7 protein-coding genes and 2 pseudogenes are annotated in these 12827 nt (G+C 46.6%); all 9 read left to right on the top strand.

Annotation, left to right across the window (positions count from 1 at the left end):
• Window positions 1-116 precede the first annotated feature (116 nt).
• The 9 genes and pseudogenes from ileS (at window position 117) to JCM15124_RS11610 (ending at window position 12823) form a co-directional block, all read left to right on the top strand.
• Window positions 117-3783: pseudogene (gene ileS / locus JCM15124_RS14355) on the top strand (isoleucine--tRNA ligase).
• A gap of 111 nt (window positions 3784-3894) precedes the next feature.
• Window positions 3895-4278 (top strand): TraR/DksA family transcriptional regulator, encoded by a 384-nt coding sequence (locus tag JCM15124_RS11655; protein ID WP_024999541.1) that lies wholly within the window; start codon window positions 3895-3897, stop codon window positions 4276-4278.
• Between the two features lie 8 nt (window positions 4279-4286).
• Complete coding sequence (locus tag JCM15124_RS11650) at window positions 4287-4961, top strand: lipoprotein signal peptidase (protein ID WP_024999540.1); 675 nt, start codon at window positions 4287-4289, stop codon at window positions 4959-4961.
• Between the two features lie 9 nt (window positions 4962-4970).
• On the top strand, window positions 4971-5984 hold the full coding sequence (locus tag JCM15124_RS11645; protein WP_024999539.1) for a DUF4296 domain-containing protein: 1014 nt from the start codon (window positions 4971-4973) through the stop codon (window positions 5982-5984).
• Entirely contained in the window at window positions 5981-6205 is a 225-nt protein-coding gene (locus JCM15124_RS11640; protein WP_024999538.1) for a hypothetical protein, read from the top strand. Before JCM15124_RS11645 ends, JCM15124_RS11640 begins: the two co-directional genes overlap by 4 nt.
• Window positions 6206-6386: 181 nt before the next feature.
• Window positions 6387-8030: a M23 family metallopeptidase gene (locus JCM15124_RS11635; RefSeq protein ID WP_024999537.1), complete on the top strand. Its 1644-nt coding sequence runs from the start codon at window positions 6387-6389 to the stop codon at window positions 8028-8030.
• A gap of 34 nt (window positions 8031-8064) precedes the next feature.
• A pseudogene (locus tag JCM15124_RS14350) lies at window positions 8065-9701 on the top strand (dipeptidase).
• A gap of 1129 nt (window positions 9702-10830) precedes the next feature.
• Complete coding sequence (locus tag JCM15124_RS11615) at window positions 10831-12117, top strand: AAA family ATPase (RefSeq protein ID WP_024999536.1); 1287 nt, start codon at window positions 10831-10833, stop codon at window positions 12115-12117.
• Window positions 12104-12823 (top strand): RloB family protein, encoded by a 720-nt coding sequence (locus JCM15124_RS11610; protein ID WP_024999535.1) that lies wholly within the window; start codon window positions 12104-12106, stop codon window positions 12821-12823. The genes JCM15124_RS11615 and JCM15124_RS11610 overlap by 14 nt, the downstream gene beginning before the upstream one ends.
• Window positions 12824-12827: the final 4 nt, after the last annotated feature.

Below are 12827 nucleotides of genomic sequence, written 5' to 3'. Positions count from 1 at the left end.
GCCTTGTTTCCTACAAAATTCGGCTGTGTCTTTTTTTCGCCTTTTCTCCACCATAATTAAAATAAATTGCGTAAATTTGCACTTTTAAAGAAAATAGGTAAAACAAACATACAATTATGTCTAAGAAATTCGCCGAACATAGTGGGCTGAACTTGGTAAATATCAACAAGGAAGTATTAGAAGAGTGGAAGAAGAACGACATCTTCCACAAGAGTATCGATGAACGGGCGGGCGCACCTCAATTCGTATTCTTCGAGGGACCTCCCTCTGCTAACGGACACCCCGGAATACACCATGTGTTGGCACGTGCCATTAAGGATACTTTCAACAGATATAAGACGATGCAAGGTTTTCAGGTGCATCGCAAGGCTGGTTGGGACACGCACGGACTGCCGGTGGAGCTTAGTGTGGAGAAAGAATTAGGCATTACAAAGAAAGACATCGACAACAAGGCGTCGGAAAAATATATTTCAACCGAGGAATACAACCACAGATGTCGTGAGAACGTGATGAAGTTCACAGCCGAATGGCGCAAACTTACTGAGGAGATGGGCTACTTTGTAGACCTCGACCACCCTTACATCACTTACGACAATAAATACATCGAGACACTTTGGTGGCTCTTGAAGCAGCTCTACAACAAAGGTTTGCTTTATAAAGGCTATACCATTCAGCCCTATTCTCCGGGCGCAGGCACGGGACTTTCGAGCCACGAGCTGAACCAACCGGGCTGCTATCGCGACGTGAAAGATACCACAGCAACGGTGCACTTTGCTATTGTGGAAAACGATTGGGCAACTTTCTGCCAAAAACAAGGTATCAAGACGAATGCGTGGGGCAAGCTTCATTCCTTGCGTGGACTACAACGCCATGGACATTGCCTTCAAATACGGCACTCTGTGTGGGTCCGAAGATTGAATATCTGATAGTGGAAACCTACAATCCGTACACTGCCGACAAGGTAACGGTGGTGGTGGCAGCCACCCGACTGGCAGCTTACTTCAAGCCCGAAGGCGAAGTGAAAGAAGGCGAAATGCCTGCATACGAGAGCAGCGACAAGGTGTTGCCTTACCGTATCGTAGGAAAGGCAATGGGTACAGAACTCGAAGGCATTCACTACGAGCAGCTCATGAAATGGATTAAGCCGGTTGAGCGTACCGGCGAGCTTGCTCCTGCATTCGTGAACAGTTACGCCAAGGCGCATGCCGATAAGGTTTTCAAGAGCGAAGATGGCAGAGACGAATTCGTAGAAATGGAAAGCGAAGCCTTCCGCATTATTCTTGGCGACTACGTTACTACCGAAGACGGTACCGGTGTGGTACATATCGCTCCTACTTTCGGTGCCGACGACGCCAAAGTGGCTAAAGATGCCAACATTCCGGCACTCTACCTCATCTCGAAAAAGGGAGAGACACGACCAATGGTGGACTTACAAGGTAAGTATTATACCCTTGAAGAACTCGACAACAACTTCATTGCAGCTTGCGTAGACAAAGATGCTTACGGTAAACACGCAGGCGACTACGTGAAGAATGCCTACGACCCACGCTTCAATCCTGATGGTGTGTGGGATAAAAAAGCTTCCGAGAAGGCAGAAGACCTTAACATCGTGATGTGCATGGAGATGAAAATGGCGGGCGAAGCTTTCAACATTCAGAAGCACACCCACAACTATCCGCACTGCTGGCGTACCGACAAGCCTATCCTATACTACCCGCTCGACAGCTGGTTCATCAAAGATACCGCTGCCAAGACGCGTATGGTGGAACTGAACAAGACCATTAACTGGCAACCGGAATCAACCGGTACCGGTCGATTTGGCAACTGGTTGGAGAACCTGAACGATTGGAATCTGAGCCGTTCGCGCTTCTGGGGAACGCCGTTGCCAATCTGGCGCGACGAAAAGCGCAACGAAAAGTGCATCGGTTCGGTGGCAGAGCTCTACAACGAAATAGAAAAGGCAGTTGCAGCGGGCGTTATGAAGAGCAATCCACTCAAGGAGCGCGGCTTCATCGTGGGCGATTACAGTCAGGAAAACTACGATCGCATCGACCTGCACCGCCCTTACGTGGACGACATCGTGCTTGTAAACGACGCAGGAGAGCCGATGTACCGCGAAGACGACCTCATCGACGTGTGGTTCGACAGCGGTTCTATGCCCTACGCACAGCTCCACTATCCGTTCGAAGGCGACATCTGCAAGGACGGTTTGGCTAAGACCGGGCTGACGGAGGACGAATATCGCAACCAATTAATCAACTCATCATACAGCGGAATAGCCGTTCCGCCAGCGTTCTACCCTGCCGATTTCATCAACGAAGGTGTAGACCAGACACGCGGTTGGTTCTTCACGCTCCACGCCATCGCTACAATGGTGTTCGATTCGGTTGCGTTCAAGAACGTAATATCGACAGGACTCGTGCTCGATGCAAAGGGCAACAAGATGAGCAAGCACGTAGCAACGTTACCAATCCGTTTGAAATGATGGAGAAATACGGAGCCGACCCTGTGCGTTTCTACATGATGACCAACAGCGAACCGTGGGATAACCTGAAGTTCGACCCCGAAGGCGTAGACGAATGTCGCCGCAAATTCTTCGGTACATTGTATAATACGTACAGTTTCTTCGCACTCTACGCCAACGTAGACAACTACGAAGTGCCGGCTGAAGGTGCACCGGTGCTGACGGAAGATGCGACAGAGATAGACCGTTGGATTATTTCAAAGCTCAATTCGCTGATAGACAAGGTAACGGCAGAGCTTGAAAACTTCGACCCGACACGTGCCGGACGTTTGATAGACAACTTCGTGAACGACGATTTAAGCAACTGGTACGTGCGCTTGAACCGCAAACGTTTCTGGGGAAAGGAGATGAGTGGCAACAAGCGCAGTGCGTACGATGCACTCTATACCTGCCTTATGACGGTGGCAAAGCTCGTCGCACCCCTCGCACCGTTCTATGCCGACGAACTCTATCACGACCTTGGGGGCAAGAAAGAAAGCGTTCACCTCGACCAATGGCCTGTTTCCGACAAGGCAGCCATCGACCTTGACCTCGAAGCACGTATGGATATGGCACAGCGCATCACCTCTATGGTGCTGGCTTTGCGCCGCAAGGTGAACATCAAAGTGCGCCAGCCGCTCGCACAGATTATGGTTCCAGCCATCGACGACACACAACGTCAGCACATTACAGCCATGGCAGACCTCATAAAGAGCGAAGTAAACGTGAAGGAACTCAACTTCGTGGAAGGTCAGGGCATACTCGTGAAGAAGGTAAAATGCAACTTCCGTGTTATGGGAAAGAAGTATGGCAAACTCATGAAGGACGTTGCTGCAAAGATGAACAGCTTGAGCCAAGACGAAATAGCACAGTTCGAACAGAGCGGCAACTTCGCTTTCGACCTGCAAGGCGAGCCTATCAACGTGGACGTAGCCGATGTTGAAATCATCTCGGAAGATATGCCGGGCTGGCTCGTAAGCAACGAGGGCAACCTCACCGTGGCACTCGAAGTAGAGCTTACCGACGAACTGAAGAAGGAAGGAATGGCACGCGAGCTTGTGAACCGCATTCAAAATCTCCGCAAGGAAACAGGTTTTGAAATCACCGACCGCATCATCGTTACCGTGGCACCTAACGAAGAAACCACCGCAGCTATCGCAACGTTTGGCGAACTCGTTAAAACACAGGTATTGGCAAACGATATTGTGGTGGCTGAAAACGACGGAACGGAAGTGGAATTCGACAACTTCAAACTCAACATTTTAGTGGAAAAAGCATAACAAGGTACACTGCCCGTGGTGGTTGAAAAACTCTTTCACCACGAAGCAGTACACCTTATTATATATAGAGAACAACAAAATCTAAGTTGAACACCATTTAACTAACAGTCTATGGAAGAAAAAAAGCGTTACAGCGACGAAGAACTCGAGGAGTTCCGCGCTATTATAAACAAGAAATTAGATATTGCCAAGTCGGACTACGAGGAAACTATGAAGGTCTTGATGAATAAAAACACCAACGACGTGAACGATACCTCGCCCACCTACAAGGCATTGGAAGAAGGCAGTACCAACCAAACCAAGGAAGAACTCGTACAGATGGCACAGCGTCAGCAGAAGTTTATACAGGGTTTGCATGCTGCATTGGTTCGTATTGACAACAAAACGTACGGCATAGACAGAATTACGGGCGAGCTAATCCCCAAAGAACGCCTCAGAATAGTGCCACACGCTACACTCAGCGTCGCATCGAAGCAGGCAAACAAAGACCATTAAAGGTTCAGATGAACAACAAAAAGAAATGTACAATCGCAGCAGCAATCATCGTTTTGCTGCTGCTGATTGACCAAGCAATAAAGATTGCAGTGAAGCTAAACATGAATATCGGCGAAGAAATCGTCGTGTTCGATTGGTTTCGTATCTCATTCATAGAAAACCGCGGCATGGCTTTCGGCATGGAAATCGGCAGCAAACTTTTCCTCAGTTTGTTCCGCATCGTTGCCGTAGGTGGACTGACGTGGTACATTTATAAGAAGATAAAAGAGGGTGCACGCATGGGCTACATCGTCGTACTCAGCATGATTTACGCCGGAGCAGCAGGCAACATCTTCGATTCGCTCTTTTATGGCGAAATCTTTACGGCGTCGCACCCCTATTATACCAACCTGCCGCCTGCCCAACTCGTACCGTGGGGCGAAGGCTACGCATCTATGCTGATGGGCAACGTGGTAGATATGTTTTCGTTTCCGCTCTTCCACGGCACTTTCCCCGACTGGTTTCCGGTGTGGGGTGGCGAAGACTTCACTTTCTTCTCGGCGATATTCAACTTTGCCGATGCCTGCATTTCGGTGGGCGTAGTCATACTTTTCCTTTTCTACCGAAACGACTTCAACAACGTCAAAGTAACACCGCCAACGGCAGAAAGCATAGAAGAAACAACAAAGAACACTGAAAAATAGACAACAGAAATGCACGCACAGAAACCCAACAAAATACAAGGCAGATGGGCAAAACTCTTGATTTTGCTCGTCCTCGTGTTGGTTTCGTGCAAACCCACCGTACCATCGGACTACATTCAGCCCGGCGAGATGGAAGACTTGCTGTACGACTACCATATCGCTATGTCGATGGCAGCCATTAAAAACGCAACCCCAACCGAACAGGAAGCCTACAAACTGGCTGTATTCAAACAATACGACGTGAGCGAAAGCGACTTCAGCAAGTCGTTGCAATACTATATGCGCCACACCGAACGGCTGAAGAAGATGTACGAAAACATCGACGAAAGGTTGCAAAAAGAAGCCCGCGCACAAGGCGCATCGGCGTCCGACTTCAGCCAATACGGCGAAGCATCGCTCAAAGGCGACACCACCAACGTATGGAACAAGGCAAAGGCAATGGTGCTGATGCCGCAACCGCCTGACAATTACAGGTATTTTGAAATACAAACAGATACCACCTATCACAAGGGCGACCAGCTAACGCTCGAATTCGACCCACAATTCATCGTGCAGGACGGCACACGTGAAGGCATCGCCGTGTTCTCCGTAACGTTCGGAAACGACAGCGTAGCCACCGAAACCATACGCATCTATAACGAAGACCACCAAGTATTCTCCATCCGCGACAACGCCCACGTGGGTATAAAGCGGGTGCGCGGATACTTCTATATGCCGCAACCGCAGGAGCCATCAACCACTTTCCGTCTCCTGATGGTAAGCAACATCAAGCTCATTCGTATGCACGAGCAGAAAAATACTGCCACCGCGACAAGCGATTCTACCGACACCACCTACCCAATACGCAACGTGGGCGGCGAAGCCGTACACAAAATGCAAGGCGAAAGAACCCTACAGGCTGCCGAGAAAATGACGGAAACCAGCAAAAGTGCATCGGGAGAGAGCCGGCCTGTTATCGTAAACCAGCGCACACCGCAAGATGCGATGCGCGAAAGACGCATACCCACGCCGACAACACAATGAGAAGAGTGGCTGCCAACACGGCAATCTGCAGCAACCGGCGCATAGAACCTGCCGTAATAGAACTCGTTGGCGAAACGGTGGTACGCTGTTTTCCCCTCACAGAGGAGCTTGCCATGACGGAATGGATAGGCGGCGAGATCGTCATACAAGGCAGCAAGGGCAACCTTCGTGCTTATAAAGATGGCAAACTACTCTCCGAATGGCGGCAAGATACTTGCTGAAAACACCTTGTAAAGAAAGGAAAGAAACAGCAGGGCAACTACATAAACAACAACAAAGAACAACATAAAGAACGTTTCCCTTAAACCAAACGAGCATTGCCAAACCTGTTTGAGCACTGCCATAGCGAGAAAACGCACCTTTTGAGGAACGGAAAAAGAAAATAAAACAACAAGAAAGCAAATGCAGGTCATTATTAGTTTACTGCTCACAGCCCTTTCGTTTGGCTCGCCGATGCACATTCCCGTACAGCTTGCGGGCAACTTCGGCGAACCCCGCCCTAACCATTTTCATGGCGGTATCGACGTGAAAACCGAGCGTGGCGTAAACTTTGGCATTTATTCTGTTGCCGATGGCTATGTCTCGCGTGCCATTGTGGGCGAATACGGCTTCGGTTACGCACTCGTCGTAGCCCACCCCAACGGCTATTCCAGCTTCTACGTGCACCTCAACCGCTTTGCTCCGCAGGTGCAGGCAGCCGTTGAACGCTGGCAATATGCGCACCGTAAGTTTAACGGCGACATACACTTCCGCCCCGGCGAAATCCCCGTCAGAAAGGGACAGTTCATTGCGCTCAGCGGAAACACGGGGGCTTCGCAAGGCCCGCACCTGCATTTGGAAATGCACCGGACGGCAACGGGCAACCTAATGGACCCGCTGAACTGGCTTTCACATATCGTTCCCGATACTGAGGCTCCTACCGCCTACTCGTTCAAAAGCTATCCACAACGTGGGCAGGGTGTCTTCCAAAACACACAGGAAAGCCGCATCTGTTCGTTCGGACAAGCCCGCTACCAAGCGTGGGGCAAGGTTGGCTTCGGCACATGGGCGTACGACCACATGGACGGCGTGTACAACAACTACGGCGTTCGCTACACCGAGCTTTACTGCGACGGCAAGTTGGTCTGCAAAAGCGACGTGAACAACATACCCCAAAAGTGCAACCGAATGATAAACGTATGGGGCGACTACGAGCATTTTGCGAGCCATCGGAGGTGGTATTTAAAGTCTTTCCTTGAGCCGGGCAACCGTCTGCCGTTCATAAAGACCAACCATGCACGTGGCATTATCGACTTCAACGAACAACGGGAATACCACCTGCAATACATCTTTCGCGATTACTACGGCAACAAAACCGTAAAAGACATATACGTTGTGGGCACTCCGCAAGCCATTCAGCCTGCACAGCCCATCGGCAAAGGCAGCACAGCTTTGCTCACAAACCGCAATAACCGCTTACCCTTTGGTGCGGCTTTCCTCCACGTCGATGGCTCGCTTTTGGCACGCAACTGCTTTTTGCAACCGCAACAAATCACCATAGCCGATGCTCTTTCGGCAGGTTATCGCTTTGCACCCTTGCTTTTGCCACTGCTCGGCTACACCGATTTGAACATCAAGATAGCCACACCGCCTGCCGACCCGTCGAAGTTGTATATGGCAGCCGTTATACCGGGCAGTGGCGCAACCGCCACACCCATGTTTTGCGGCGGCACTTACAAGGGCGGTTGGCTGCGGGGAAACATTCGCGACCTTGGCTTGGTGTACTATGCAGCCTGCGACAACACGCTGCCCACAATACGGCAAACCTCGGCAAGTCCGACGTTTCTTGCTTTCCGACTGTCCGATACGGGTAGCGGAATAAAGGACTACGAAGCCTGCATCGATGGAAAATTCGTGCTGTTCGAGCAAGGCAAAGACCGTTCCATCATCTTCTGCGACCTGCGCAAAACGCCTATTCGCCCCACAAAGGCACAGCGCACATTGCAGATTACAGCCACCGACCGACGTCAGAACGTGGCAACCTACACAACGAAACTGATATATTAATAATGTCAAACTTTAAATTTTAAATTATATAATTATGAAGAAACTACTTTTAGCAGTGCTCGCCATCTGCTCTTTCGCATCGACAAAGGCTTGCACAAACTTCATTGCAACCAAGGGAGCGACTACCGACGGTTCGGTATTCGTTACTTACAGTGCCGACGATTACGGTATGTTTACTAACCTCTGCCACTATGCTGCAGGCAAGCACGCAAAGGCACAAAGCGTGAAATCATCGATTACGACTCGGGCGAAAGCCACGGCTTCATCGACGAAGCTGCCGAAACCTACAACGTCATCGGCAATATCAACGAGTATCAAGTCAGCATTGGCGAAACTACGTACGGCGGTCGCGAGGAAATGATAGACAAGACAGGTATCATCGAATACGGTTCGCTCATGTATCTCGGCTTGCAACGTGCAAAGACAGCACGCGAAGCCATCAAGGTAATGACCGCATTGGTAGAGAAATACGGCTATCTTTCAAGTGGAGAGAGCTTCACCATTGCCGACCCTAACGAGGTTTGGATTCTCGAAATGATGGGTTGCGGCGGCGACAAGAAGCAGAAAGTCGTATGGGTAGCGGTGCGCATACCTGACGGAATGATTTCCGGACACGCCAACCAAGCACGCATCGGACAGTTCTCTACCTACAACACCGACGTCATTACATCGAAGAACTGCATCAAATTCGCTCGCGAAAAGGGCTGGTTCACAGGTAACGACAAGGACTTCAACTGGAAAATGGTTTACGCAGCACCCGATTTCGGCGGCCGTCGCTACTGCGATGCACGCGTATGGAGCTTCTTCAACCATTTCAAGGACATGTCTCGCTACTTGCCTTGGGCACTCGGCAAGGACAAGAACGCCGAAGATATGCCTCTCTGGATTCAGCCGGACCGCAAGCTAACCCTCGCCGATATGCAGATGAGCATGCGCGACCATTACGAAGGAACACCGCTGAGCACCCTTAACGACTGCGGTCAGGGTAACTGGGAAATGCCTTACCGCCCTACTCCACTTACATTTGACTACAACGGAAAGAAGTATTTCACCGAGCGTCCGGCCTCTACACAGCAGAGCGCATTCTCATACGTATGCCAGTTGCGTTCATGGTTGCCACGCGAAATCGGCGGCATCATTTGGTTTGCAAACGACGATGCCAACATGGCAGCTTACGTTCCAATCTATTGCAGCAACGTAGAACGTGCCGAATGTTTCAACACGCCCGGTGCTGACGCCGTTACTTTCTCGGACAAGAACGCATTCTGGGTATGCAACTGGGTGGCAAACATGGTTTACCCACGCTATTCACAGATGTTCCCGGCATTGAAAGCCGTGCGCGACCGCTTGGAGAAAGGATACGAAACCGAGCAAAAACAAATGGAAGCAAGAGCACAAGAGCTTTATAATACCGACAAGGCGGCAGCCGTTAAACTCCTCAACGACTATTCAATAGCAAAGAGCAACGAAATGCTTGCCGAATGGAAGCAACTCGCAACCTACCTTATCGTGAAGTTCAACGATATGGCTGTGAAGCCCGAAAAGGACGGTAAGTTCGAGCGTACCGCAACAGGGTTTGGTGCTCGCCCCGCTCGTCCCGGCATGAGCCAAGCTGCCCGCAAGGCCCTCATTGAGCAGACAGGCGACAAGTTTGAAGTTCCTGCAGAATAAGAACTTAAACTCGAAAAGATAAAAGTTTAAAGTTCCAACAGAATAAAACCCTTTCATTTTCGTAGAAGCAGTCCCTAACCACCGTGTTTGGGACTGCTTTTCGTTTTAAGACTGAAGCTAATATTCATCACTGCTAAAAGCCGTGTTGTGTATTTGGAGCTGCTTTTTGTTTTACTATCGAAGCTAAAAACATATCAATCCTCCCTGCTTACCTGTGGTAGAAAGTGTTTTTCATTTTATAAACAAAGCTAAGAAACAATAGAAAATCAGAGATAACAACTTGTCTTTTGAACGAAAAAAGGGTAATAAAAATGTAAATATTCTTCACAAGCATAACTAACGCTTAATCACCTCGCTATCAACGCATTGCAAAACCTATTGTTTTGCATTCCAAAACCGTAGGTTTTGCACGGTAAAAGCGTAGGTTTTGCGTTGCAAAACCTACGCTTTCGCAACGCCAAACCGATAATATCATTTTTTAACGGAATTATCTTTACAATATAAGGACGATTTTAAGCAAAATCATAGTTGTTGCCGCATTGCACATAAATATGTCTGATGCCCTGTTTTTGCCTGCACACTGCAAATAAAAAATAGAAATTACATAGCGTAAACGAGAAAAAGAAAGAAAATAAAAATGCTAGAATGCCGTCCTTTCACATTCCTCTCTTGGATGACCAATAACTATAAAGACAAAACATCAAGATTATTCCTATCTGTTTCGTTCCTAACAAACTTCCGATGAAGCAAAATCTGTTGCTGCATAGACGAACAGCAAAAGAAACCACTCAAGGTACTGCTAAATTACGATAAAACATTATTTTTACGTTCTACCAAAAGGTATATACAAGTCTGCTGAACGTCTTGACAAACAACAGCTATACTTTAAGACTCTAAAGACAGATGTTTTTGCAAAACCATAGAAAAGCTCTCGATTTTTGTACAGATATTCCGCAATTATCGAAAGGAGATTTTGAGGAAATATGTAGGAAATTTACTGCAAGATTAAGTATATACTTTATCAAGTTATTCGCATTTCTTGGAAATTTGTAGAGTTATTGCAAATTCTTCGCAAAATATTCTTTTAAATCCTTTAATCTGACTATATTTGCATAAATACTACGATATTATGATTATAGAATTTAGTGTAAAGAACTATCGTTCGATAAAAGATTTGCAAACAATCAGCTTTAGGGCAACTGGTCTGAAAAGTCCAGCTGGCAGCGAAACAGACTCTAACAATATTGTTACAAGCAATGGTGTATCGCTCTTAAAGACTGTTGGCTTGTATGGAGCGAATGCAAGTGGAAAATCAAATATCTTAATGGCGTTAAGCTATTTTGCACAGGCACTTTATTCTAACACTTCTAATTCAGCATTAATAGACAGACTTTACGACCCATTTCTTTTTGAATCGTCCGACGAAGGCAGCTTTTTTCAAATCGTATTACTATTAAACGGCAAGAAATATCGGTATGGGTTTGTGGTGAACAAAGTAAATACGGCGTCGGGGAATGGTGAATCGTATAGTATAGGAATAGAAAGCGAGTGGCTCTATGGCAATGTGGACAAAAATATGAAGCGTTTATTTTTGCGTGTGGGCAACGAAGTGAAAGAAAACAATCTGCCCACATCAGAAGGTATGATAATACCAACTAAGATTCCGTATCCATACACATTGTTTTTAGTACACGCTGCTGCATTTGACGCAGAGGGTATTCCTGCTCTAATTTCAACCTACATAACGTTTTACATATTAAATAATAGTACATGCAAAAGGGCTTTCAGAGGGATTTCCATAAATACAATTAAAAATTATAAGGAAATTTTTCTTGAGTTTCTAAAACTATTCAATATGAATTATGACGATATTGAATTGATAGATGACAAAAGCAATGCAAATATGGATGAACTTAATTTCCCACTGTATAAAGTCTTATTAAAAAAGGCATCTCCTATTCATAACAATAAGTCTGTATCGTTGAATCTTGAAGATAGAGAGTCAGCTGGAACCAAAAAACTATTCGATTTAGCAGGTTATTTACTAAGAGCATTATATGGGAAACCTAAACAATATCTAATTATTATTGATGAAATCGACAGCAATTTCCACCCTTCTCTGCTCATCAAATTAATTGGAATGTTCAACAATCCGAAAATAAACAGAAACAATTCGCAGCTATTGTTCACCAGCCACGATACTAATTTGATGTCGCCTTCTATTATGCGTCGCGACCAATTCTACTTCGCCGAGAAACAAAACGACGAATCAACAAGACTCTATTCATTAGCTGATTTGCGTGGAATACGCAACGATGCCGATTTTGCCAAACAGTATCTTGCAGGCTATTATGGTGCTTTGCCAGTATTAAACAACTATATGGAAACGGAGGAGGACGAGAATGGAAAACAGTAAAGAACCTTGGGAACTGCGCTCAGACGACACCCGAATAGAAGATAAACTACCTACTTTCATCATCTTTACTGAGGATGCAATGTCTGAAAAATTATATTTTGAATCTTTTCAGACAGAGAAATTAAAAATCAATGTAGTAGAAGACCAAAAAAGTAAGATGGAGAATATCTTCAGAGCGATAAAGCATTGTGAAAAGAATAAAGTATTTGATAAGGGTATACACATATGGTGTGTGTTTGATAGAGACTTTAATGGCATACCAAACGAACTCGACAAAAATGAAATATCTTTTGATGAATCGCCACATACAGCCAAAAGGAATAATATAAAAGTGGCATGGAGCAACGATAGTTTCGAGCTTTGGGTGCTGTTACATTACGAAGATGTAGACGAGAAGAATCCTTTACTTCGAGAAAAATACTATGAACGACTTACTGAGATTCTGAAAATGGATAAGAAAATTAGTAACGATTTTCACGTAAATATAAAAGAAGGAACTTTTAATTATTGCAATAACTTTAAGAAGAAGAGACGCTTTAGCAACTACATCTTACCTACTCTGCAAGACCCAACACGCAGAACAGCAGCGATAGAACGTGCAGAAAAATTAGAAAAATATCACGTAACTCGCAATGTTGTCCCCCATGAAATGTGTCCATGCACTATGGTTCATCATTTAGTAAAGGAATTTTTGCAGTATCAATAAATGT

It is taken from the genome of Prevotella falsenii DSM 22864 = JCM 15124, assembly GCF_000613945.1.
GTDB lineage: Bacteria > Bacteroidota > Bacteroidia > Bacteroidales > Bacteroidaceae > Prevotella > Prevotella falsenii.
This window is presented reverse-complemented; position numbering and strand designations above follow the sequence as displayed.